The 25,480-nt window shown below is 46.4% G+C and carries 16 protein-coding genes and 1 pseudogene; 2 read left to right on the forward strand and 15 right to left on the reverse strand.

What is annotated here, in order from left to right; genetic code table 11:
* Positions 1–130: 130 nt before the first annotated feature.
* The 4 genes from L5M28_RS00200 to L5M28_RS00215 form a co-directional block, all read right to left on the reverse strand.
* A complete protein-coding gene (locus tag L5M28_RS00200; protein WP_263202069.1) occupies positions 131–1,342 on the reverse strand; it encodes an SDR family oxidoreductase in 1,212 nt (403 codons plus the stop codon).
* Positions 1,343–1,357: 15 nt separating this feature from the next.
* A complete protein-coding gene (locus L5M28_RS00205) occupies positions 1,358–2,128 on the reverse strand; it encodes a phosphatase (protein WP_263202070.1) in 771 nt (256 codons plus the stop codon).
* A gap of 50 nt (positions 2,129–2,178) precedes the next feature.
* Entirely contained in the window at positions 2,179–5,400 is a 3,222-nt protein-coding gene (locus L5M28_RS00210) for a DEAD/DEAH box helicase (protein ID WP_263196484.1), read from the reverse strand.
* A gap of 263 nt (positions 5,401–5,663) precedes the next feature.
* Positions 5,664–7,538 carry a DUF885 domain-containing protein gene (locus tag L5M28_RS00215; protein WP_263202072.1) on the reverse strand — a complete coding sequence of 625 codons (1,875 nt, stop codon included), beginning with the start codon at positions 7,536–7,538 and terminating at the stop codon, positions 5,664–5,666.
* A gap of 566 nt (positions 7,539–8,104) precedes the next feature.
* Here L5M28_RS00215 and L5M28_RS00220 point away from each other — a divergent pair.
* Positions 8,105–8,314, forward strand: coding sequence for a cold-shock protein (locus tag L5M28_RS00220; protein WP_006080998.1), 210 nt, complete (start codon positions 8,105–8,107; stop codon positions 8,312–8,314).
* A gap of 110 nt (positions 8,315–8,424) precedes the next feature.
* On the opposite strand, the pseudogene L5M28_RS00225 reads toward L5M28_RS00220, so the two are convergent.
* Positions 8,425–10,371: pseudogene (locus L5M28_RS00225) on the reverse strand (monovalent cation:proton antiporter-2 (CPA2) family protein).
* A gap of 170 nt (positions 10,372–10,541) precedes the next feature.
* Here L5M28_RS00225 and L5M28_RS00230 point away from each other — a divergent pair.
* Positions 10,542–11,432 (forward strand): GGDEF domain-containing protein, encoded by an 891-nt coding sequence (locus L5M28_RS00230; RefSeq protein ID WP_263202073.1) that lies wholly within the window; start codon positions 10,542–10,544, stop codon positions 11,430–11,432.
* A gap of 135 nt (positions 11,433–11,567) precedes the next feature.
* On the opposite strand, the gene tilS is transcribed toward L5M28_RS00230, so the two are convergent.
* The 10 genes from tilS to rseP all read right to left on the reverse strand — a co-directional run bounded on the left by tilS (position 11,568) and on the right by rseP (position 25,461).
* Complete coding sequence (gene tilS, locus L5M28_RS00235) at positions 11,568–13,007, reverse strand: tRNA lysidine(34) synthetase TilS (RefSeq protein ID WP_263202075.1); 1,440 nt, start codon at positions 13,005–13,007, stop codon at positions 11,568–11,570.
* A 41-nt stretch (positions 13,008–13,048) separates the two neighbouring features.
* A complete protein-coding gene (gene dnaE, locus L5M28_RS00240) occupies positions 13,049–16,522 on the reverse strand; it encodes a DNA polymerase III subunit alpha (RefSeq protein ID WP_263202076.1) in 3,474 nt (1,157 codons plus the stop codon).
* 150 nt (positions 16,523–16,672) lie between these two features.
* Positions 16,673–17,305 (reverse strand): ribonuclease HII, encoded by a 633-nt coding sequence (gene rnhB / locus L5M28_RS00245; RefSeq protein WP_263172263.1) that lies wholly within the window; start codon positions 17,303–17,305, stop codon positions 16,673–16,675.
* Positions 17,305–18,483, reverse strand: a complete 1,179-nt coding sequence (lpxB, locus tag L5M28_RS00250; protein ID WP_113938987.1) for a lipid-A-disaccharide synthase — start codon at positions 18,481–18,483, stop codon at positions 17,305–17,307. Before lpxB ends, rnhB begins: the two co-directional genes overlap by 1 nt.
* A 241-nt stretch (positions 18,484–18,724) precedes the next feature.
* Entirely contained in the window at positions 18,725–19,495 is a 771-nt protein-coding gene (lpxA, locus tag L5M28_RS00255; protein ID WP_263196475.1) for an acyl-ACP--UDP-N-acetylglucosamine O-acyltransferase, read from the reverse strand.
* The gene (fabZ, locus tag L5M28_RS00260) at positions 19,492–19,956 is read right to left on the reverse strand and encodes a 3-hydroxyacyl-ACP dehydratase FabZ (RefSeq protein ID WP_006080990.1); all 465 of its coding nucleotides are present in this window, start codon (positions 19,954–19,956) and stop codon (positions 19,492–19,494) included. Before fabZ ends, lpxA begins: the two co-directional genes overlap by 4 nt.
* Positions 19,957–19,987: 31 nt before the next feature.
* Positions 19,988–21,013 (reverse strand): UDP-3-O-(3-hydroxymyristoyl)glucosamine N-acyltransferase, encoded by a 1,026-nt coding sequence (gene lpxD, locus L5M28_RS00265; protein ID WP_105249717.1) that lies wholly within the window; start codon positions 21,011–21,013, stop codon positions 19,988–19,990.
* Positions 21,014–21,016: 3 nt separating this feature from the next.
* Complete coding sequence (locus tag L5M28_RS00270) at positions 21,017–21,514, reverse strand: OmpH family outer membrane protein (protein ID WP_028760600.1); 498 nt, start codon at positions 21,512–21,514, stop codon at positions 21,017–21,019.
* A gap of 64 nt (positions 21,515–21,578) precedes the next feature.
* Positions 21,579–24,059 carry an outer membrane protein assembly factor BamA gene (gene bamA / locus L5M28_RS00275; protein WP_263196473.1) on the reverse strand — a complete coding sequence of 827 codons (2,481 nt, stop codon included), beginning with the start codon at positions 24,057–24,059 and terminating at the stop codon, positions 21,579–21,581.
* Positions 24,060–24,090: 31 nt separating this feature from the next.
* Complete coding sequence (gene rseP / locus L5M28_RS00280; protein WP_028760602.1) at positions 24,091–25,461, reverse strand: sigma E protease regulator RseP; 1,371 nt, start codon at positions 25,459–25,461, stop codon at positions 24,091–24,093.
* Positions 25,462–25,480 lie beyond the last annotated feature (19 nt).

A 25,480-nucleotide genomic window follows, 5' to 3' on the forward strand; every position in this document is an offset into this window, starting at 1 on the left:
TACATCTGTCGCTCAAATCTGATTATTGGCGGGCTTATTGTTTTCGACAGCGTTAATCACTCTGATGACGTAAACGCTTAAAGCCTGATTAAAGCAGCCTAAAGCAAAATGTGAGTCACGCTCATTATCGTCAAGATAACCGCCGCAACATGCGATTCAGTTGCTGACGCCAATCTTGCCACTCGATCAGTTCAGGCATCAACAGTGCGTTATGGGTCACCAAAGTGGAGCGTAATTTACCACTGTTCAACACACTATAACTCGGCCTTTTTGCCAAACTCACGCCGCGGTTTAGTGCCTGTTTAGCATAATCCGCACTGGTAATCGGCTGGATATCCACAGGTTGACTTAACAAATTAAGCGCTAGGGCTTGTCGCTGGATTTCACTGGCAAATTCATACCAACTGCACTGGCCTTGAGCGCTGTAATGGAATACTCCAGAGCACTGCTGCACGACTAATTGCCATATCACCTTAGCGAGTGCATCACTCCAGGTCGGGCAACCGATTTGATCGGCTATTACCTGCAAACTTGGCTGAGTACGCATCAAGTTGAGCATGGTTTTGACAAAATTATGCCCATCTTGACCGTAAAGCCATGAGGTGCGAACAATCGCTGCATCCTCGCCAAGAACCGCCACTACCCTCTGCTCACCGAGTAACTTACTCTTGCCGTAAGCAGACAACGGCTCGGGAGCATCAAGTTCAACAAATGGCCTTGGTAAATGAACTTGGTTTGGGTTTGGGTTTGGGTTTGGGTTTGGGTTTGGGTTTGGGTTTGAATTTGGAGCTAAGTCAGGGTTTTGATGCTGTTCAACGCCACTTTCTCTAGCATCGCAAACAGCACGTTCAGCAGCATGAGCACTATCGCAAACAGCTTGATCACTAAACACATAATCGCTCGACACATGCAGTAAGCGCGCGCCCGACAGTAAACATTGCTGCGCCAGTAACTCAGGGCCAAGTGCATTAACCCGATGCGCTTCGATTGCATCATGCTCAGCAGCATCCACCGCATTATAGGCCGCGCAATTGATCACCCAGCTTGGTCGATATTGAGCAAATACGGCAGCAATATTGGCGGCATCGGTAATGTCTAACTGACTGCGACTTAACGCATACAGCTTCAGCGGTGCGCCTGTGTTTGCACTTATGTTTGTGTTTGTGTTTGTGTTTGCGATGCTATTTAGGGCTAGCTCGCCAATATCGGCAGCGACTCTCAGCAAGGCCTGTGCGAGCTGACTCTTCGCGCCCGTGATTAACACGACTTGCGGGATGTTGGCTTCTGTAGTGCTCGCCTCAGCGCTTGGAGTTGGCATCGCCTCAGTGACCACTATTTTCATCACTAATCATATTCACTATGCTTCTATTAATTGAGCATCGTCGCTAAATAAGGGGATCAAATCGGCGACGGTTTCATGACCACGTGCGGCTAAAAAGGCCAAGAGTGCAGAAGGACTGCGATTGAGTAATCGTGATGGCGGATAAGCCACTTCATCGATGATCGCTTGCGCCCGCGCAAAACCGCCCAAACTAAAGGCCACATGGGAATCAGAGCCCATAACTAAAATAGTGCCAAATTCCTTGGCCGCTTTAGCAATCGCAGTGCAATTGGCTTCGCTACCCTTACGGGATACTTCAAAGGAGGAATTGTTAATTTCAAGCGCTACACCGTATTCGGCAGCGGCGCGGGCAACGGCTTCAATATCAATCGGGTAGGCTGGGTTTCCCGGATGAGTAATGATATCAACCTTGCCACTCTTAATCGCATTAATCATAGCCTCTGTGTGGGTTGCCTTATCCGATGGCGGATAAACCGGCTCATGGAATCCCGCGAGCACAATATCCAGCTGCTTTAGATAATCGCCAAAGAAATCAATCTCGCCGTCGATATTTTTTATGTTGGCTTCGATACCGCGCAAAATCCCGACACCATCGACCATACGTGGCAGCACTCTTAAATTCACAAAGTGCCAAAAATGCGGTGCATCGGCCATCGCAGGCCCATGATCTGTGGTGGCAAATAGGCGAATCCCCTTCTGCTTTGCCACCGCTAAGTAGTCATGAATCGTGCTATAAGCATGGCTCGAAGCCACAGTATGGGTATGAGTGTCGACTTGGTACTGCATGGTTCACCTCAGTCAAATGATTCAATCAATTTAGAAAAACTGGCCACGATTTAGCTAAAAAGCGATAACAGTTCATCGGCGCTTCCTTGCCATGTGCCCTTGCCTTTACCTTCGAGAATACTGTCCGCCAGACTTTGCTTATGCTGCTGCATTTCTTGGATTTTTTCTTCTACTGTACCTTCTGCAATCAGCTTATAAACAAACACTGGCTTATCTTGGCCGATACGATGGGCTCTATCTGTAGCCTGTTTTTCCGCCGCCGGATTCCACCAGGGATCATAGTGGATCACAGTATCCGCCGCGGTGAGATTGAGCCCAGTGCCGCCCGCTTTTAAGCTGATTAAGAACACAGGCGTATCGCCCTCTTGGAACTTATCTATCTGCGCTTGGCGCAGGCGAGTTTGTCCTGTGAGCTTACTGTAATCAAGCCCCAAGTCCACCAGCTCAGCTTCAATCAAGCTGAGCATGCTAGTGAACTGGCTGAAAATCAATATCTTACGTCCCTCTTGCACCATCTCGGGCAAGTTCTGTTTTAGCCAGTCTAACTTAGCATTATTCTTCACTTTCTGCGCTTGCTCTAACTTCACCAAGCGCGGATCACAGCAGGCTTGGCGTAACTTAAGTAAGGCATCGAGAAACTCGATATGACTGCTACCAACGCCTTGAGTGGCAAATAAATCCCGCAGTTTTTTCTCCATCACCAGTCGAATACTCTCGTAGAGATTTCGCTGATCTTTTTCTAACTCTAAGCTCTGGGAGATTTCGGTTTTAAGGGGTAATTCACCGACCACTTCATCTTTGGTTCGGCGCAGCACAAAAGGCGCAATCCGTTGACTCAAGATTTGCGCTTGTTCCATATCCCCATAACGTTCGATTTTGTGCCTAAAGGATTTGTTAAAAAAAGCATTAGTACCGAGTAATCCGGGCAAACAAAAATCCATCAAAGACTTAAGTTCACCTAAGTGATTTTCAAGCGGCGTACCCGACAGGCACAATCTAAACGGCGCTTTAAGATCTTTAATCACTTGAGTCACTTTCGCCTGCGCATTTTTTATCTGCTGCGCTTCATCCAGCACGATATGTTCAAACACCTGCCGTTGATAATAGTCACTGTCGCGCACGATCAGCGGATAGGTCGTCACCACAATATCAAACTCATTTAAGCGTTCGAGCAAAGGCTTGCGTAAAGCACCATGAATAACGACTAGCTTTAACGAAGGCGCAAATTTCGCGGCTTCTTTCGCCCAATTACCCACTAAGCTCGTTGGGCAAATAATTAAACTCGGTGAACAACTTGCCACCGTGGATTTTAGTGCTTGCTGCTTAAGTAAAAAAGCCAAGGTTTGAATGGTTTTACCCAGCCCCATATCATCGGCCAAAATACCGCCAAGCTGATATTCCTTTAAGAAACAGAGCCAATTCAACCCTTGCTGTTGATACTGACGTAATTCAGCATTTAAGTTGTCTGGGACTGCGACCTCTAACACACCGTTAAAATTTTCGAGCTTAGTCGCTAAACTGCGTACCCGTTCGCCATTAAGCAGACGAATATCACTGTCGGCAAAATCATTTAATAGGTGGGCACGGTATTTAGGCAAAGACACGCTATTGCCTTTGTGGCTATCGAACAGTTCTAAAATAATGCTGATCAGCGGCTTAATCACGCTGGCTTTGACTTTTAACCAATCACCATTTGGGCTGGGTAACAGCAGTTCTGCATCATCGGCGGGCTCACCGTACTGCTTAAGCCAAGTGGCAATTAAGGGCAGCATAGGCACTATTTGACCATCGATGTCAGCATTCAGTGACAGAGAAAACCAACCCTCTTGTGTATCATCCAGCTCAATCGCCAGCGGAGTATCAATGACATTTAAGCTGAAATTGTCGGCAAAATGCACTTGGTAACCTAAAGCCTCTAGCGCCGGGATTTCCTGTTGAATAAAGTGCAACCAAGCATCAATCGTTTCAGGCAGTGAACCTAACCCCCAAATACTGACATAGCTGCCACTGTTAGGGATAAAAGAAGGCGCCAGCTCCACCAGTTCCAATGCCATCAAACGATTAATCGCATCCATTTCCGCATCGAGTTGACGCGCGACTTGATAGGTTTTGCCTTGATGAGTGACTAAGGACAAGGGCTCGTCGGGATATTGGCCGCCGAGCACCACGTCTTGATAGACAAATTCCAACAGCACTAATGGCTGCGCCATAGCAAACTCAGGTAAATCCTGCGAGGTTAAGGTCAACCTAACTTGAAGCGGCACTTGCAGCTCGACAAAATCAATCAAAGCAGGCGTAGGTACCGTTTTCGCCGAAAAATGCTTAATCAGTTTGTGGCTCACCAGTTCAATCTGTGAGCTAGGCACTGGCGGCATCTGACTGAGTAATAACAGCTTTTCAACACTGATCTCAGTGTCCAATGCGCCCACTTTAAAATAATCTAAATCGATATAAGTCGGTGGCTCACAGGGGATAAGCTCCCAATTGTCTTTATTGGGCAGCATTAACTGCATTTGTTTATGCTCGGCATCCTTATCTAGCCAAATGAATTCAGGCTTGCTCGCTTCACCTCGGGTGAGCGGTAAACGACTCTCCTCCCAAAAACACCGCCCAGTGACGAGCATTTTTTCCAGTGCCATGGCACCTAACTGAGCTTTAAGATACAGACGCGAGGCACCATGGCGACGGGTTGACATGATGAGATTGATGATGAGCACGTCTTCTGCGCCAATCCAAGCGGGCATATAATATTGCACGTCAGACAAAGCGATTTTCGAGCCTTTGTTATAGCCACCATTCTTCGCCAACTTGCCTTTTCTTAGCTCAAGAAAGACACCGTTATCATCTTTAGATAACACGTACAGCACGCGATCGTCGTAGAGTAAATCGACATTTGAAACCGTGAGATCATCACTTTCGTCTAGCAGATGTAACCACTGAGCAATACGTTGATCTTCAACGGTTCTATCGCTAAGTAAACTGTAAAGTACGGCAGCAATATGTTTGCAATGCCCAGTGGCGGGACATGAACAGAAGCCATTCATGATCAACTTATGGTTCATGCTGACAAGGCGAATATCCTGCCGATAGGGCTGGGATTCCGTCCCCATGACACGACCTTCAATATGACGAAAATCGGCGTTCGCTTTGGCGCTCAACACCCGTCCCTTCATCACATAATCACGGGCACGCATTAAGGTTGGCGGCGTGAATAATGACTCAATAGTGGTTCGAGTCAATTGGATAGGATCTTGGGGGGACAAGCGATTCATGTAAAAACCTTGAAACTAAAAATATCAACTCCGAGCAATAGCAAGCCATTGCCGCGCGACATTTATCAATAAGTTGTGTGGGATTGTATTGAAAGCCTTGGCCGAAAGCCAGAATGATAGCCTCTATCAATAAACCCACCCTGCCTGCAAGATTAAGAGAACACACTTATTCGCAGACAGAGTATGAGCTTTACCAAGAGTAAAGCAATTGATAAATAATACTTTATTATCAATTACTGAGCGTTAACTGTTACAACCAAATGCTAAACTTTCGCTTTAGCGTCAGTGGCTTTGGCCTCAGCATTTTTTGTATCAGCACTTTTTTTATCAGCAATGTAGCGATCGACTAATGTTTCTAAGATATCCAAAGGAACTGCACCATTCTTCAGAACTACATCGTGGAAATCCCTGAGATCGAACTTATCACCTAAGGCCAACTTGGCTTTTTCGCGCAGTTCGAGAATTTTCATCATGCCGACTTTATAAGCCGTCGCTTGACCTGGCATAACGATATAACGCTCAATCTCAGCCGTGACATCACGATCGGACATGCCAGTATTTTTCTTCATATAGTCAATCGCTTGCTCGCGAGTCCAACGACTATGATGAATACCCGTATCCACCACTAGACGCACAGCGCGGAACAACTCAGCCTGCAGACGACCGATATTATCAAAGGGATCCTTTTGAAAACCGAGCTCCCACGCCAAACGTTCGCTATATAAAGCCCAACCTTCAATGTACGCCGTAAAAGGCGCCATCTTACGAATAAGTGGCATACCTTCTAACTCCATCGCCACTGCAATTTGGAAATGATGCCCAGGGATCCCCTCGTGGTAGGCTAAAGTGCGCATACCGTATTTAGGCGTGGCCTTGATGTCATATAAATTGGCATAGAAACGCCCTGGACGACTGCCGTCAATCGCGGGCTGCTGATAATAGGCTCCCGGTGCCGTTTTCTCTTTAAACTCAGGAATACGCACCACTTCCATGCCCGCTTCGGGTCGAATACGGAAGGCATCACCGAGTCCCGCATTCACTTCATCAAGAATGGCTTGATAATCGACGAGGATTTGCGCCCTACCCGCATCGCTATCCTCGTAGTAAAACTTAGGATCGGCGGCTAATGCTTCAATCGCGACCGAGAAACCTTGGCTTATATCGTAACCTTCAGCGGCTAAGATAGTCATGATTTCATTTTGAATGCGATCTACCTCAGCGAGCCCTTTGGCATGGATTTCGTCCGCAGTGTAATTAGTGGTCGTAAAGAACTTCAGCAATTGCTCATAGGCAAGGTTGCCATTTGGCAGCGCCCAATAACCATCATCCGTCCCAGCTTTGGCTTGTAGCTGGGTAAGGTAGTCGATAAATAATTGATACGCCGGATGCACGTAACCTTTAATGTCCGCTTCGGCGGCGGCCAATAAGCGTGCTTGTTCATCGGCACTGATATCCGTGTCAGCTAATTTGGTTTTGAATGAACTGTATAGGATATTGTCTTGAATCGGCGTCGCGACAAAATCATTCATCTCGGTCAGTACTCGCTCAATCACAAACTTAGGTGGAATAATCCCTTTAGCTTCACGGATTTTTAAGCCTTCGAGAGTTTGCGCAAACTTAAGTTTCACCTTTTGTAAACGCGACAGATAGTTTTCAGCATCGCCAACAGAATGGACTTGGTGCTGCGCCTGCATAAAGCTGGGATACCCGTTTTGCACACCAAACAACTGATTCAGCGGATAGTTATGGTAACGATACGGCTCAGAGACCAATGCGAAATCGGCAAGATATAAGGCAATATCCTTGGAGATACGTTGATTTTCATCTAAATCCGCATCGGAATAGCTCAATAAGGTTTCACGCAGATCTCGCACTTGCGCGAAAGTCTTATCCATCGCCTCTGTACTATCATCATCCAACTCGGCGTTATGGCCTGTAATCCCTACCGATTCTAAGAAACCCAATGAGGTTAAGGTCTCAGGGCTTTCGAAAGCCATCTTGACCACACTTCGATCTAAGAACGCGCGAAAGAAAAACGGTTTTTTCGCAAACCATTCATGGGCGGCCAGCGCCACTAATAACAGCACTAAGACTAAGCTGCCGAGTCCAATCCGTTTCAGTACTGTTTTCAACGTCATTCTCCATTCTTATTATATTGGGTCTACAGTTATCGCCCTGAATCCATAGCTCAAGCACGTTTTTATTGGATGACGAGAATACCATTAACCACAAATAAGCAACAATTCAATAACGTAACGAATCATGACAGAATCCTTACCTAAGCATACAAGCCGCATTTAAACCTAATGGAACGGATTGAAAGGTTAATCGCAAGTCAGTCGTGGCAAACATAAAAAAACTTTTACACTAGATAACAATCAAACATAAAACCTATTGCTTTGAATATTAAGAGTTATATCTAATTCCGCACTCAATAAGTAGCAAAAAAGAAGTTTCAATATGAGAAGTATTTAAAAATAAAACTATACAAACCCCTAGAGTATGTTAATCTGCACTCCGGCCTGTGATTCAGACCTATTTATAAGCAATATTATGTATTTGAAAACCTTCGCTACGCCTGTAATATTTTTTTTGCTGTCATGAAGCTTTCCACTCATAACTTATCATCAATGTAAATAATTCTATTTCTGGCTAACATACCGCATAATTGCGAATTATTTGTTTGAAAATTTTGGAGACATTCATGTCTAAAACTACTGGTGTAGTTAAATGGTTTAACGAAGATAAAGGTTTTGGTTTTATTTCTCCTGACAATGGTGGCGCTGACGCATTCGTTCATTTCCGCGCAATCGTTTCAGAAGGCTTTAAAACTCTTGCTGAAGGTCAAAAGGTTTCTTTTGACATCGAACAAGGCCAAAAAGGTCCTCAAGCTGCGAACGTAGTTATTCTGTAATTAGACTTTGTCTAATTTAAGTTAACAAGTTCCAGACAAAAATGCCGACACTATGTCGGCATTTTTATATCTGCATTTTCATCCATCTCAAAAGAGTGAACCTCAGGCCTTTAGCCATGTAGGAGCTTAGCCTCAGCTTTCTCAAGTCGCCGTGGTTTACCCACTATCAGTAAGATATCCCCTGCACGAAAAACCCAGTCCTGCTCAGGATGTTCCACTTCGGCGCCATTGCGACGAATCGCCCTTAACTCTACTTTCAATGTTTCCCACAGGATATCGGCAACGGTTTTACCAATCGCATCAGCCCCACGCGGTAATGCCACCGCATGCAATGACTCTAAAGTAAAATCAGTTTCTGTGCCGGAAAAGAAGCCGTGTAAAAATTGATAATGATTGCGCCGCTCAGATTCTAGCCGTTTTAGGATCCGTGCCAATGGCACACCACATTGGTGTAGTACCTGCGATACTAACATCAAGCTCCCCTCTAAAGACTCAGGGATCACTTGATTAGCTCCCGCCTTTTTAAGCAAGTCTAGATCACTGTCGTCTTTGGTTCTAACTAAAATTTTAGCCTCTGGTGCCAATAACTTACATAAAGGTAAGACTTCTTCTAAACTACGTAACTCACAAAAAGTGATAACGATCATCTTGGCCTGTTTAACGCCCATTTGTTTTAAAATTGCCCGTTTACACACATCACCGAAATAAATAGGTTCGCCCGCACGACGCGCTTCAGTGACGCGCGTTGGATCGAGATCCAATACCAGATAAGGTACAGCTTCAGTTTTTAAAAAACGGGCAATGGTTTGCCCTACTCGGCCGTAACCAAAAATCATCACCAGCTCATGATCATCCATCATCAATGGCACAGCTTCATCCACATGCTTTGCCTGACGGATCCCCAGCGCCCACTTAGCAATATCCACACTATGACGAACTAACCAAGGAGCTATTGCCATGGAAAGCACGGCGACCATGACTAATATGGTACTGATCTCATTATTTAAAAGTTGATAGTTGACCGCTAAAGCCAATACCACAAAACTGAACTCCCCCACTTGAGCTAAGCTCATAGCCGTACTCATCGCAATTCGAAAGGGCTCGCCTACTAATCTTAAAATGCCATGAATGATCAGCGCCTTACCTAGCAAAACCGCCACTAAGATCAGCAGTATCTGCCACCAGAAACGCATCACTAAGGTAAAGTCCAGCATCATGCCAATGGAGATGAAAAACAGTCCCATCAATAGATCGCGAAACGGTCGTATATCCGCCTCAAGTTGGCGGCGGTACTGGCTTTCTCCCAGCAGCATACCCGCCATAAATGCCCCCAGCGCCATAGATAATCCTAGCCACTGAGTAAAAGCCCCTGTGACAAGCGCGACGACTAAGGTCGATAATACAAACAGCTAATTGGAACGAGAACGCGCAACCTCATCAAATATCCGCGGCAACGCCCACTTACCAAACGCCATTAAGAGGAAAAAGGCCAATATGCCTTTAAGCAAGGCAAAGGCGATGTCCGCGACCATCAAAGGTTCGCCGCCATTGGCCAATAATGGCAATAGGATCAACAACGGCACAACCGCTAAATCTTGGAACAAAAGCACGCTGACGGAGAGTTCACCGTGGCGGCGCCTCAGCCATCCCTGTTCATTGAGTAATTTAAGGACAATAGCAGTAGATGACAACGCGATGGCAGCACCGATAACCAAGGCTTCAACCCAATTCAAGCCGCACAATAGGGCCACGCCCATGGTCAACAAGGTTGTGATCACCATCTGCGCACTGCCTAAGCCAAATACAGTCCGGCGCATGGCCCACAGCCGCGGCACAGAGAACTCTAAGCCTAAGGTAAACATCAGCAGCACAACGCCAAGCTCGGCAACAGATTGCATTTGATGCTGGGTAAACCAATGAAAACCACTTGGGCCACTCACTACCCCTGTGAGTAAATAAGCCAGAATTGCGGGTAGGCCCAAACGGCGCAGCACAGCAATGGCCACAATGGCAATCACGAGCATAAGTAATACTTGGATTAAAAAGCTATGTTCCATTGGGGCTATGACTCCTGTCAAAATGCTGACGTGTCAAAAAATCTAACGCTGAGTTTTAAGCTTAACTGAATGACTAACAAAGACAAATTTTATTAACAAATATTGCGGCACGGTATTTGCTTAGACTAGGTTAGAGATGTATCGCACTAACATTTGCTGGAGTGATGATTATGGACTTTGGCCTAGCGACCGAGCTGTATCCCGACGAATATCGCTATCAAACAGAACATTATAGTCCCAATGATAATCCATTGGACTTGATGCAAGTGATCCAACAACTGCATGCCAGTTTAGATCCTAGGACAGTCTTTGCCTGCTATGGCAAAGTGCTGGGACAACACTTGCCGATCCAAGGCGTGCGCTTAACCTATGGCGAGCACAAATTCAGCTGGGGCAAACGTTATGGTATCAGCGTCAAACGACAGCTCATGTGTGCAGGAATGCCATTAACGATTCAGTACCAACTGGTGACGCCATTTACGCCATCACAAACCTCAAACTTACAGGATATTGAACCGCTGTTATTGCAACCTTTATTAAATGCGTTGCAATATCAAGAAATGTCGATGCAAGCTATGTTTGACTCGCTCACTGGCTTAGGCAATCGCCATTATTACAGTCAGAGTCTCAGTAATGCGACCGCCAGAGCCCATCGAAAACAAGGAGCAGTCGCTCTCATAGTGCTCGATCTTGATAACTTTAAACAACTTAATGATAAATTCGGCCATAAATGTGGTGACTATATTCTGAAGGAATTTGGTGACATCATTCGTGCAACCATACGCAACACAGATCAAGCCTTCCGGATTGGTGGTGATGAATTCGTCATTATTGTCCAAGGCAATATTCATGCGGCAGGCTTGTTATGTGAACGGATTGTCTCGGTAATCAATCAGCACAGTAGTTTCAATCAATTTGGGGTGAGCAGTAGTTTAGGGGCGGCAGAATCACACGATACCATTGAAGCCGAACAACTTTATGAACTCGCCGATAAGGCGCTTTATCAAGCCAAAGCCGCCGGACGTAACTGCTATAAACTCAGCCAAAATCAATTAGTTTAACACGCGCAGGGATGCCAAATGAAATGCGATAACTCACTCGCAGCTCGTACCCCATAAAGGTCTAAATCAAACTGACGCGCTGCGTTCCACTCTCGCTTTCCTAGAACACACCAATATTCCAAGATTAACTCTCGACTAGAATTCCTTTGCTTCCTCAACAAACACCTGTAAACCAAGTCCATTCGACTCAACAATAAAGCCCTTTTCAACCCACAGTCCAATTGCCATCACCAGTTGCTCGCCATAAAACACAAACCCCACCTTTTCGCGTACCCAAGGCGGAATGGCAAACTCTTGCCACAGTTTCTTTAATTCTCGCCCCTTACCCCGAGAATGCGGGTGGCAGCGAAATTGTCCCGCAAGTTGATAACGCACACTGACCACTTCATCAGGCCAAGGTAAACGGACTCTGGGACCTTGTTCTGTCACTATCAGCCTAATCTGCTCACCATTCGCTAAGCCCGCAGGCGACACGACTAATTCGGTACTATCTCCCTGTAATAAAGAAATAAAGTCATGCTGTGGCAAGCTCCAACTCACAGGCTGAGTGTAACGTTTGTGAGTTTGATACTGGAATAAATAGACTTGATTAGCAAAGCGGCGGATTTCACACTCACCCACTCGAATATGCACTTTAGCATCGTCTTTCGCGTTAAGAAGCTGAGTGATGATTTGCTTAAGCTGCACCTTTGAGGGCAAAGCAAAACCTTGGGATTCAATAAAACCCCGCAAGAGTAACGCTTGCCAGTCGGCTGACTGTTCGGCAAAACCATCGAGCTTGAATACACTTTGAGTATGGTAAGGCGCTTGGGTTAACCATAAAGGTAAACGTTCACTCACCTGTAAATCCAGCGTCGCCTGTTGCTCGGCGCACAATGCCGCACTTCGACTCGCAGTTGTCGCAATACTCGGCCAACGCGCTTTTAAGCGGGGAATGATTTCTAAGCGTAAAAAATTTCGATCGTACTTATCGTCTTGATTACTTTCATCTTCAATATGCACTAAGCCCTGCTGTTTTGCGTAGGCTTCAATCTGCTCACGGCTGATATCCAATAACGGCCGCAATTGTTTGCCTTGTGCTAATGCTTGTACTTGCCCCATGGCCGCCAGCCCTTTCGGGCCTTGACCACGTTTGAGCGCCAGCAGAATAGTTTCGAGCTGATCGTCTTCATGGTGAGCTGTCAACAACACATCATTTTCGCTTAAATGCCGTTCAATCGCTTGATAACGGACTTTTCGAGCTTCGGCTTCAAGGCTCAATCTTGGTCCACGATTAACCGCGACTCGCTCAACCGTCACGGGCAGGTCGTAATACTGGCCCCGCTCAAGGCAATGCTGTGCCCAAGCCTCAGCGTTATCGCTTAGGCCATGGTGTACATACACTAGCAGATAATTAAACTCCGGATGTTGCCGTGCAAACTGGCTTAAACCAAAGGCCAAGACTTCGGAATCAACCCCACCACTGTAAGCCAGTACTAACTTGCTGTCAGGCGCTAAGGATTGCGCAGCCAAAAAATCACAGATATGCGCGCTGAGATCGCCAGCAGTCAACGCTTCGTCAAGCTTAACCGACATAAGTTAACTTCATCTGTTTGCACCTAAGACATTCGCCAACATTAGAATAAAATTCTCACCTTGTTTGGCCCGAGGAGCGATTCGAGCGAGAGCATCAAGTCATCGGTCGGATTCACTCGCCAAGCATCGGCTAACCTAAACTGACCTTTGGCTTGAGCTTGAGTGTAATTGATCACCACAGGCACGGCGCCGTTACGCCACGGGCTTAGGGCTTGCTCAAAAGTGTCTAACGCCGATGGCGTTAACTCGCTGCCATCCATATCAATTTCCAGCGCTTTGGCAAAGTGGCTGCGCGCCTCACTGATATCTATGATGTTACGCGCCGTCATACGGTTGCCGCCGGCAAAATCATCGTAACTCACCTCACCTTCACAAATGAGGATGCGGTCTTTCTCCAGCAGATGATTAAATTTTTCAAAGGCTTCGGTAAACAACATGATTTCAAGACGTGCGCTCTTATCATCGAGTGTCAACAGGCCCATTTTCGAGCCGCGCTTGGTCAGCATCACTCGCGTTGCCACCACTAACCCCGCAGCCTTAGCAGTTTTACCGCGTTCGGTGGGATGCACATCTTTCAAACGACCGGACGTGTAATGCTTAAGCTCTTTTAAATATTGATTGATCGGATGACCGGTCAAATACAAGCCTAAGGTTTCGCGCTCGCCTTCGAGCCAAATTTTATCTGGCCATGGGGTACATTCGACAAACTGCTGCTTACTGTCTTCGGGTTCACTGTTAAGCAAACCAAACATATCGTGTTGGCCAATCGCCTCGGCTTTGGCATGTTGATCAGCAGCGCGAATCGCTTCGGGCAAGGTTGCCATCATAGACGCACGATGCGGCCCTAGAGTATCGAGTGCGCCCGCGCAGATCAGCTTTTCAATCACGCGCTTATTGAGCTTTTTCAAATCGATACGGGCACAGAAATCGAATAGATCCACGAAGGGGCCATCTTTACGCGCCTCTAAAATCGATTCAACTGGACCTTCACCCACGCCTTTAATGGCGCCAATGCCATAAACAATGCGCAAATCATCATCAACGGTGAATTTGAACAAGCCTTTGTTCACATCCGGAGGAATGAGCGGTAATCCCATACGCTCGCATTCATCGACCAAAGTCACAATTTTATCTGTGTTGTCCATATCAGCCGACATTACCGCCGCCATAAACTGCGAAGGATAATGGGTTTTTAGCCATAAGGTCTGATAAGACACAAGCGCATAGGCGGCTGAGTGAGATTTGTTAAAACCGTAGCCAGCGAACTTTTCCACTAAGTCGAAGATCTTCATCGACAAGTCGCCATCGACGCCGTTATTGATTGCGCCCTCTTTAAAGATACTGCGCTGCTTGGCCATCTCTTCGGGCTTTTTCTTACCCATAGCACGGCGCAACATGTCGGCGCCGCCAAGGGTGTAACCCGATAACACCTGTGCAATCTGCATCACTTGCTCTTGATACAGAATAATACCGTAGGTCGGCGATAGCAGTTCTTTTAGGGATTCATGCTGGTACTGAGAATCGGGATACGATACTTCCTCGCGCCCATGCTTACGCTCGATGAAGTTATCTACCATGCCCGATTGCAAAGGCCCAGGGCGGAACAATGCCACCAGTGCGATCATGTCTTCAAAACAGTCGGGCTGCAGACGCTTAATCAAATCCTTCATACCGCGGGATTCCAACTGGAATACCGCTGTGGTTTCATATTTTTGCAACAAGCGGAAAGATGCCGCATCCGTTAACGGAATCGCTTCGATGCGCACCGGTGGGCGACCGTTTTTGACCTCGACCTTGTTCACCATCTCCAGTGCCCAGTCAATGATTGTCAAAGTGCGTAAACCCAAAAAGTCGAATTTAACTAAACCTGCGGTTTCAACGTCGTTTTTATCGAATTGCGTTACTGGGTTTTTACCTTCAGCATCGCAATAGAGTGGCGCAAAATCGGTAATTTTTGTCGGTGCAATCACCACACCACCCGCGTGTTTACCGGCGTTACGCGTCACACCTTCGAGCTTGCGACACATGTCGATCAGATCTTTTACGTCTTCATCGGCATCATAGGATTCTTGCAGGGCTGGCTCGACCTCAAAAGCCTTCGCCAGCGTCATCCCAGGTTCTGGTGGAATGAGTTTAGAAATTCGGTCAACGAAGCCATAGGGATGACCCAGCACGCGACCCACGTCGCGAATAACCGCTTTTGCCGCCATAGTTCCGAAGGTGATGATTTGCGATACCGCTTCGCGGCCGTACAATTCGGCCACATGGTCGATCACTTCATCACGTCTATCCATGCAAAAGTCGACGTCAAAGTCGGGCATAGAAACCCGCTCTGGGTTGAGGAATCGCTCAAACAGTAAGTCAAATTCTAATGGGTCTAAGTCGGTAATCTTAAGCGCATAGGCCACGAGTGAACCCGCGCCCGAGCCACGACCAGGCCCTACTGGAATACCGTTATCTTTACCCCATTGGATGAACTCCATCACGATCAAGAAGTAACCTGGGAACCCCATCTGGTTGATCACTTTAAGTTCAATGTCGAGGCGCTCATCGTATTCGCCGCGTTTCTCGGCGCGCACCTCAGGATCAGGGAACAAAAACTCGAGCCGCTCTTCAAGGCCCTTCTTCGAACAATCAACCAGAAAGTCTTCGATGGACATATCGCCCGTCGGGAAGTTGGGCAGGAAATATTCGTACAAACGGATCGTTACATTACAGCGTTTAGCGATTTCGACACTGTTCGCCAACGCCGCAGGAATGTCGGCGAATAGTTCACACATTTCCTCTTCGCTACGCAAATACTGCTGTTCACTGTATTTTTTAGGTCGACGAGGATCTGCAAGGGTAAAGCCATCGTGAATTGCCACCCGAATTTCATGGGCGTCAAAATCTTCAGGTTTAAGGAACACCACCTGATTGGTGGCGACCACTGGAATGCCTTTCTCCTGCGCTAAGATTACAGCCATGTGCAGATAGCGTTCTTCATCGGGGCGACCGGTACGAATGAGTTCAAGAAAATAACGATCGGCGAAATGAGTTTGATAAAACTCACATAAAGATTCAACCTGAGTGCTATTACCCTTGAGCAACGCCTTACCCAGATCGCCTTCTTTGGCACCTGATAACAGCAAAATGCCTTCGTTATAAGTGAGTAACCACTCTTGGTCGATCACCACGCGCCCAGCCACTTGGCCACGCAAATAGGCCTGACTGATAATTTGGGTCAGATTCTGATAACCAACATTGTTCATCGCAATTATGGTCAAGGCGCATAATTCGCCTTCGAATCCGGGCACTTGCATCCAAAAATCGGCGCCGATAATCGGTTTGATCCCCGCACCATGGCAACCACTGTAAAACTTAACCAAACCACAAAAGTTGTTTTGGTCAGTCAGGGCGACAGCCGCCATTCCCTGTGCTTCCACCTGCGCCAAAATAGGCTTGACCTTGGCCACGCCATCGGTCATAGAGAAGTCACTGTGGACACGAAGATGCACAAAACGAGGATCGGACATAATTAGGATTATCTTTGAATAGCAGGTTAACAATAACTAGAAAGCAGACTAACAAAGTCACGCAGCCAGAGCCAGTGACTTTGCTGGATAACGGGAACTTATACCCAAACAACCTGAAACTCGTATCTTCAGGTAGCTTGGGAGCACAGCTTACAGTCCCAGTAATGCCTTGACGGGTTTAAAACTTTTACGATATTGGTCAAACACCCCATGTTCGGCGATGGCCTCAAAATGCGCCTTAGTCGGATAGCCCTTATGCTTAGCAAAACCGTATTGCGGATAAGCAGCATCGAGCACATCCATCTCACGATCCCGCGTCACTTTGGCGATAATCGATGCGGCACTAATACTGGCAATTAAACCATCACCTTTAATGATGCTGTGACTGGTAAGCGAGACGCCATTATGGGCAACAAATGCCGGACTGCGATTGCCATCGACTAACACCAACGTAGGCGCAATCTTAAGCCCTGCAACCGCGCGCTGCATTGCCAACATAGTGGCATGCAAGATATTAAGCGTATCGATTTCAGCAGGACTTGCGCGGCCCACGTGATAACACAGGGCTTTTTCACAAATCTCATCAAACAAAGCTTCGCGGCGCTTCTCACTGAGTTTCTTGGAATCATTCAGACCACTGATGGGCTTGTTTGGATCTAAAATCACAGCCGCAGTCACTACATCGCCGACTAATGGCCCACGGCCGACTTCATCCACACCAGCAATTAATCCCGTCGAAAAGGCCAGCAAATCGGCGTCGGTTAAACTTTTAAAAGTTGCCACTAGTTAGCCTCCAGTGATTTAGCATGACTTGGTTTAGGCTCAACCAGTGCCATTACCGCTTCAGCGGCTTTTAAGCTCGCATCACGGCGTAACACTTGGTGCAGGGCATCAAACTCAGCTTTGAGCGGCGTAAAATCTCGATTTAACTCGACTGTGACCGCCGCAGCGATTTTCTCTGGCGTGCAATCTTCTTGAATGAGCTCAGGGACGAGATCTTTTCCAGCCAGTAGATTCGGTAACGAGAAACGCTCGACCTGCATCATGCGCTTAGCAATCCAATAGGTCATAGGGCTAACACGATAAGCCACCACCATTGGACGCTTAACCAACATGGCTTCTAACGTCGCGGTGCCTGATGCTAATAAAATGCCATCGGCAGCCGCCATGACTTCGCGCGACTGACCTTCGACCATATGAATTTCGAGATCCGGTGCAAAATCCTTCAGCGCTTGCTCAAATTGCTCACGGCGTTTTTGATTGACCAGCGGCGTCACAAAACGTATATCAGGGAAGTTCTGTTTAATCAGTAAAGCCGCTTTCACGAAAGGCTCGGCCAATTGCTTTAACTCGCCACCACGAGATCCCGGTAGAATCGCTAAATATTCTGCATCGGCATCGAGTTCAAGTAACTGACGCGCCGCCGCTTTATCGCTTCGCAACGGAATATCATCCGCTAAGGTATGACCCACAAAGGTACAAGGTACTTGATGCTTGTCATAAAAAGCTTTCTCAAATGGCAATAGCGACAACACCATATGGGTCGCCTTCGCGATTTTGAATATACGTTTTGGGCGCCATGCCCACACGGATGGGCTCACATAATGAACGGTTTTAATACCGCGCGCTTTGAGTTTAAGCTCGAGGCCTATATTAAAATCCGGTGCATCTATACCAATAAAACAATCGGGCTTAAGCGCGGTGATCTCTTTAATCAAGGATGACCGCACTTTTAATAAGCGAGGTAGACGGGATAACACTTCAACGATTCCCATCACTGCGAGTTCTTCCATCGCAAACAGGGATTTGAAGCCTAGGGCTTCCATGCGGGGTCCACCGATACCGACAAAGCGCGCATCGGGATGGGTCTTTTGCAGCGCAGCCATTAAACCTGCACCTAAAATATCGCCTGAGAGTTCTCCGGCAACCATGGCAAACACTAATGGAGTTTTATTGCTCATAAACCAATCACGTCTCATGAATTAATGGCATTGGATGAAGAGGTAAACCGCACCTAAAATGCATCGTTCCAAGCCTACACTTATGTTAAGTTAATGATTCAATTAATGACTAAGCTCATTTATGGTCGAATGCATTGATGAATAAACGCATTTTTAACGGCTACGTCTACCACAAAAAAGGCTTAAACCAATAATACAAAAGGGCATATAAATGCCCTTTTGTTGTCATGTGGTCATCAAGTTAGCGAATAATGCCGCGACTCGATGACTTTACAAACTCAAGCAGTAATTTGACTTGCTCATCGTTCTGCGCATCTTCAGCTAATGCTTCAATCGCTTCTTCTACCGTTAAACTGCTACGGTATAAGGTTTTATAAGCACGACGCACGGCTAACTGGCTTTCTTTAGAAAAACCGCGACGCTTCATACCTTCGCTGTTTAAGCCGCGAGGCACTGTCGGTTGACCCGCTGCCATCACAAAAGGAGGCACATCCTGCAAAACTAAAGAACAACCGGCAGTAAAAGCATGGGCACCAATATGCACAAACTGATGTACGCCTGTCATACCGCCTAAAATCGCCCAGTCACCGACGTGCACATGACCTGCAATAGATGCGTTATTCGCCATGATGACATTATCGCCGACCACACAGTCATGGGCGATATGCACATAGTTCATAAACAAGTTATTCGAACCAATACGGGTTTCACTGTTATCTTGAACCGTACCGCGGTGAATGGTCACGTTTTCACGGATGACGTTATTGTCGCCAATGCTCAGTCGTGTCGGCTCACCAGCGTACTTTTTGTCTTGGCATTCTTCACCAACAGAGGCGAATTGAAAAATACGATTCCCTTTGCCGATAATCGTTGGGCCTTTGACCACCACATGGGAACTCAACCAACAATCATCACCAATTTCGACGCCCGCACCGATATAGGTCCAAGGGCCAATAGTGACGTTATTGCCAATTTTTGCATCGGGATGCACAAACGCTAATGTATCTATCACTGACTAATCTCTCTGCGGGCACACATGATTTCAGCGGAACAAACCACTTCACCATCCACTTTGGCCTCACCGTAGAAAACGCCAATCCCGCGGCGCTCTTTAATCATTTTGACATCAAAATGAATTTGATCTCCTGGCTCAACCACACGTCTAAAACGCGCATTATCGATACCAGCAAAGTAATACAACACACCTGGTGGTGGTACATCACTACTCATCGTTTTAAAGGCTAACAGGCCAGTTGCCTGTGCCATCGCTTCTAAAATAAGCACACCTGGCATCACAGGTTGTATCGGGAAATGTCCCTGAAAAAATGGCTCATTTATTGAAACGTTTTTGATCGCCTGCAGACTAACACCAGGAGTGTAATCAAGCACACGATCGATCAATAGGAATGGATATCTATGGGGTAGATATTTAAGTATTTCTTTAATATCCATAGTGTTCATTTGATTAGACACGAACCGAGTTCCTCAAATTGCCTTGGGGCAATTAATCTGGTGTTTTTAAATTTTTTTCCAACGTTTTAACACGCTGGAACAGTTCATCTAACTGACGGAAACGAACTGTATTTTTACGCCAAAGTTTATTGTCCATTGCCACCGTGGCAGAAGAGTATAAGCCAGGCTCACGCATATTAGTGGTGATATTGGTAGCACCAGACACATGCACACCATCGGCAATGCTCAAATGACCTGCGATGGCACAGCTACCGCCAATAATACAATATTTACCAATAGTGACACTGCCAGCAACAGTAGTACTGCCTGCAATAGCAGTATTTTCGCCGATTATATCGTTATGGGCAATTTGCACTTGGTTATCAATAATCACACCGTCGTGGATCTCTGTATGGCCTAATGCCCCACGATCTACCGTTGAATTAGCACCAATCTCAACCCGATCGCCAATACGCACGCCACCTGTCTGCGGAATTTTAATCCACTGACCACGTTCGTTAGCATAACCAAAACCATCTGAGCCTAATACGGCACCCGAATGGATAATACAATCCTGTCCTAAATGCACATCGTGATAGACGGTGACATTAGCCCACAAACGTGTTTTTGAGCCAATAACCACATCTTGTCCCAGCACAACACCGGCACCAATCTGCACATTTTCACCTAAAATGACGTTCGCACCAATCACAGCATTCGCGCCAATAGCGACACCTTCCCCTAAATGGGCTGAAGGATCAATTTGAGCCGAAGGATGGATGCCCACCGCCGCTTTGGGTGTCGTGTCCAAATACTGAGCAACACGGGCAAAACCGACATATGGATCTTTTACAATTAACGCAGTACCTTGATAATCCTGCGCATCTTTAGCTGACAATAACACCGCACTCGCTTGAGTTGCCTCAAGCTGAGAGCGGTATTTACTGTTGGCTAAAAAAGAGATCTGACCCGCCTTGGCATTTTCTAAGGTCGCCACACTATTAATAATTAGCGTTTCGTCGCCTTGGATATCACCGTCTAATAACAGGCATAGCTCTTTTAAAGTCACACTATTCATCTATTACTTGCCTTTGCTTAAGGCTTCAACCACTTTGCCACTGATGTCAGCGTTAGGCTTAACATAAATGACAGCACCACGTTGTAATACCAAATCATATTGGTCTTTTTCAGCGATAGTGTTGATGGCTTTTTGCACTTTAACTAACAGTTTATTTTGCTCTTCACCTTGGCGACGACGTAGGTCTTCATCCAATGCTTTGCCTTTTAACTGATATTCAGATTTTAGCGATTCCATTTTACGAACCAGCTCTGTTTTTTGTGCATCGTTCATTAACGCACCGTCACGTTGCTGCTTCTCCATCAGAGAACGCATTTCTTCTTGCATTTTTTGGACATCAGCTACGCGATCACCAAACTCTTTCTTCAGAGATTGAGAGATCTGTTCACGTTGTGGGAGCTGTTCAAACACAGCGCCCATATCCACTACGGCAATTTTCTCAGCATGTGCCACTAACGGCGCGCCTAACAAAACTAACGTCATCAGCGCGCAATTTACCATCTTGTTCAAAATAAACTCCTTGTTACCTTGTTATTGTCAGCAAAACTTGCCGAGTGTATGCCTTTTAAAAAGTTTTGCCAATATTGAAAGAGAAGATCTCTGTTTGGTCACCTTCATATTCTTTAAGCGGCCACGCTAAGCTGAACACCATAGGTCCCATAGGTGATAACCATTGCACACTCAAGCCCCAAGAGGCGCGCAGGCGAGCTGGATCACTATAGTCTTGTAACTTAGCAAACTCGTCCGCCGGAAGTGTTTGATATGACTCGTAATCAAACTCAGTATCCCAGACGTTACCCGCATCTACGAAGAAGCTAGTACGAACTGAGTTAGTGTAAGCCTCATCCAAAAATGGGGTTGGTACAATCAACTCCATACTTGCCGTTGCAAGGGCATTACCACCGATAGAGCGGCCAGAACTGACTTGGATACTATTAGGATCGCCAGGCAAGCTACAGCCATCGCCCGATGGATCCGGTGCACACGGCTCACTACCTCGATAGAGATAGAATGAACGAGGGCCTACAGAGTTAGACTTAAAGCCACGTAGCGAGCTGCTACCACCTGAGTAATAGTTTTCCCAGAAAGGCAGAATTTGGTCGTTATCGTTGAATTGACCATAACCGTTACCATAACCTAATCGACCACGGGCCAAGAGCACAACGCTCTGACTGCGGTTAACAGGGAAATAGTAGTTAGTATCAAAGTCTGTCTTAAAATACTGTAAATCAGACCCTGGCGAAGTCATTTTGCCGTTCAGACGCTGAGAAGAGCCATCTGTTGGGAAAGTGCCACGGTTCAAGGTGCTACGATACCAGCCCAGGCTGAGTTCGAAGTTATCGAAACTTAAGTCCGCGTTTGGATCGTCATCACGATAGATGTTATAGAAACGCAGCGCCTGCTCATAAGCTGAGATCTCAGAAATCGTGTTGTGACGATAGCCAATACCACCATTGATACGGTTGTATTCGTTAATCGGGAAACCCGAGTTAAGCGCCACACCATACGAACTGTTTTTATAGCGTTCTAAGTTAGCTTCATTGGCGTCAAACTCACTCCAATAAACGCTCCCGCCTAAACTCACACCGTCTTTTGTCCAGTACGGATCGGTATAGGATAAGTTAACGTTTTTAGAGTACTTGTTGGTGCTCAAGCTGATACCCGCTTGGTTACCTGTGCCTAAGAAGTTATTTTGCTGCACACCAAACTGCAAGCTCAGGCCTGATTCAGTACCATAACCAACACCCGCGTTGAATGAGCCCGACGGCTGCTCTTTCACTTTAACCGCAACATCGACTAAATCATCGGTACCTGGCACTTGAATGGTTTCAGTGTCAACGGTTTCGAAGAAGCCCAAACGGTTAAGACGCGCTTTAGATTGCTCAACTTGCGCTGAGTTTAACCAAGCGCCTTCCATCTGACGCAGCTCACGGCGCATCACTTCATCTTTAGTCACTGTGTTACCAGTGAAGTTAATCGCCCGTACGTAAACACGTTTACCCGGTTTAACATTGATGTTTAAGGTGACTTCTTTAGTCTTATCATCAATTTCAGGGTAGGTTTTCACTTCAGGGTAAGCATAACCGAAGCGGCCTAAATACTTGCTGTACATTTCTTCGGTGAAAGTCACATCACCGCCGTTGTACATATCACCCGCTTTGATTGGCAGAATTGATTTCATCAACTCTTCACGACCCATCAAATCACCCGTCAGGTTTACTTCTTTAACTTTATATTTCTCACCTTCTTCAACGTTAATGGTGATATATAAACCTTTACGGTCAGGCGTCATAGCCACTTGAGTTGAAGTCACTTCGAAGCGGATATAACCTTTATTGTGATAGTAAGTTTTGATGGTCTCGAGATCAGCCTGCAGTTTTTGCTTCTGATAACGACGCTCACCAAACAGATCCCACCAAGCCACATAATCTTTAAGTTCCAACATGCCGATCAATTCAGCATCGGTGAACTCTTTGTTACCGACCACGTTAATTTGGCGGATTTCGGCCGCTAAACCTTCGGTAAACTTAAATTTCAGCTCAACCCGATTACGGGGTAAGTTAATCACTTGGGCTTCCACTTTCGCGCCGTATTTACCCACGCCGTAGTAGAAATCCTGCAGACCCTTTTCAATACCGGTCAACATAGTGCGATCGAGCGACTCACCGACTTTAACGCCAGAACCGTCCAGACTTTCCTGTAACTGTTCGTCTTTAATGTCTTTGTTGCCATCGAATGTCACGGCACTAATAGTTGGACGCTCAGTGACTTTCACCACTAATACGCCGCCATCTCGGCTCACGGAGACATTTTCAAAGTTAGTCGATGCATACAAGCTTTTAATCGCTTGCTGGATTCTTAACTGATCAACAGTGTCACCTACTTTTACTGGTAAGCTTAACAAGGCAGCACCGAGTGCAACTCGTTGCAAACCTTCAACTTGGATGTCGGTCACTTCAAACGGTTGGAAAGTATCAGCCAACACAGTCCCTGAAAACGACGCACCGACGAATAACATCGAGGCAAAAAGTTTATTCAATCTCATAGAGCACTTCTAATTATTAGTCTGTCCTTGCTCAGAGTCGGGCAAAATCATTGAAAAGCGCAACGCTCATCAACATCAGCAGTATTGCTGCCCCAAATCTGAATCCTATTTCCTGCACCTTTTCAGGTACAGGTTTACCAGTTATTACTTCAATAAAGTAATACAGCAGGTGTCCCCCATCGAGCACAGGTAAAGGCAGCAAGTTAATGATGCCTAAATTGACGCTGATGAGCGCGAGGAACCCGAGAAAATAGACCAAGCCATAGTTTGCACTACTGCCCGCACCCTGTGCGATCGAAATGGGTCCACTCAGGTTTTTCACCGACACATCGCCGGTAAATAATTTGCCAATCATCTTAAAGCTCACAGCAACAAGTTGCCATGTTTTATCCGCTGCTATACCGAAAGAATCGATTGGTCCATATTCAAGTTGTAAACGCATATTGTCTGGCCATTGTGCTTGGGTTGGGCTCACCCCGAGCATACCTATCTCTTGGCCATCGGCATTTTTACTGCTTAAGGGTGTCACTGCCACATTAAACTGTTCGCCATTGCGACGCACTGTTAAACTCACAGGCACATTGGCAGAATGTTGAATAATGTCAACAAAAGCCTGCCAATCGGTATAATTTTTACCATTTATTGCGACTAAGGTGTCACCGACTTTTAGCTCACTATTCGCAGCGGCACTGTCAGGACTAATCGCAGCAATGGTGGGGACGATTTCGGGACGATAAATCCCTAACCCTAATGCCGTAATTGGGGATTCTTTTTCAGGATCAAAACGCCAATTACGCGTATCTAAGGTATAAGACCGCGCACTAGAGTCTAAACCTTGCAAACCATTCAATGGCGTTAGCGATACACTCAGACTTTCATCACCTATGTGGCCGACTAAAGCTAAATTCACTTCTTCCCAGTTACGCACAGCCTGACCGGAAATGGCCGTTATTTGCATTGGCTCTGTGATTTGAATTTGCGCAGCAGCAGTCCCGGGTGTCGTCGAGGTGATCACAGGCTTAAGTGATGGCACACCAATCAGATACATAAAATACAGGGCAACGATGGCAAAAATAAAGTTAGCAATTGGACCTGCGGCAACAATCGCAATACGTTGCCATACGGTTTTACGATTGAACGCTTGATCTTTTAATTCATCGGGAACGTCTTCAACACGCTCATCGAGCATTTTGACATAGCCGCCAAGGGGGATCATGGCTAACACATATTCAGTGCCGTCTTTACCAACACGGCGCCAAATAGCCTTACCAAAACCAATGGAGAAACGTTCGACTTTCACGCCACAACGTCGCGCGATATAGAAATGGCCGTATTCGTGGGCAGTAATTAACAGACCCAGTGCAACGATGAAAGAACCTAAGTTCCATAAAAAATCTAACATCCCACTCCTTACGTTATAA

Origin of the sequence: Shewanella sp. SW32 (assembly GCF_025653365.1) — a bacterium.
Classification (GTDB): Bacteria; Pseudomonadota; Gammaproteobacteria; order Enterobacterales; family Shewanellaceae; genus Shewanella; species Shewanella oncorhynchi.

Bases quoted from the DNA above. Each gene is read 5' to 3' on its own strand.
- L5M28_RS00205 (WP_263202070.1), bottom strand. From the start codon at position 2,128: ATGCAGTACCAAGTCGACACTCATACCCATACTGTGGCTTCGAGCCAT.
- lpxB (WP_113938987.1), bottom strand. From the start codon at position 18,483: ATGAGCAATAAAACTCCATTAGTGTTTGCCATGGTTGCCGGAGAACTC.
- L5M28_RS00270 (WP_028760600.1), bottom strand. From the start codon at position 21,514: ATGGTAAATTGCGCGCTGATGACGTTAGTTTTGTTAGGCGCGCCGTTA.
- L5M28_RS00200 (WP_263202069.1), bottom strand. From the start codon at position 1,342: ATGAAAATAGTGGTCACTGAGGCGATGCCAACTCCAAGCGCTGAGGCG.
- L5M28_RS00210 (WP_263196484.1), bottom strand. From the start codon at position 5,400: ATGAATCGCTTGTCCCCCCAAGATCCTATCCAATTGACTCGAACCACT.
- dnaE (WP_263202076.1), bottom strand. From the start codon at position 16,522: ATGTCCGATCCTCGTTTTGTGCATCTTCGTGTCCACAGTGACTTCTCT.
- L5M28_RS00215 (WP_263202072.1), bottom strand. From the start codon at position 7,538: ATGACGTTGAAAACAGTACTGAAACGGATTGGACTCGGCAGCTTAGTC.
- bamA (WP_263196473.1), bottom strand. From the start codon at position 24,059: ATGAGATTGAATAAACTTTTTGCCTCGATGTTATTCGTCGGTGCGTCG.
- L5M28_RS00220 (WP_006080998.1), top strand. From the start codon at position 8,105: ATGTCTAAAACTACTGGTGTAGTTAAATGGTTTAACGAAGATAAAGGT.
- rseP (WP_028760602.1), bottom strand. From the start codon at position 25,461: ATGTTAGATTTTTTATGGAACTTAGGTTCTTTCATCGTTGCACTGGGT.
- lpxD (WP_105249717.1), bottom strand. From the start codon at position 21,013: ATGAATAGTGTGACTTTAAAAGAGCTATGCCTGTTATTAGACGGTGAT.
- tilS (WP_263202075.1), bottom strand. From the start codon at position 13,007: ATGTCGGTTAAGCTTGACGAAGCGTTGACTGCTGGCGATCTCAGCGCG.
- L5M28_RS00230 (WP_263202073.1), top strand. From the start codon at position 10,542: ATGGACTTTGGCCTAGCGACCGAGCTGTATCCCGACGAATATCGCTAT.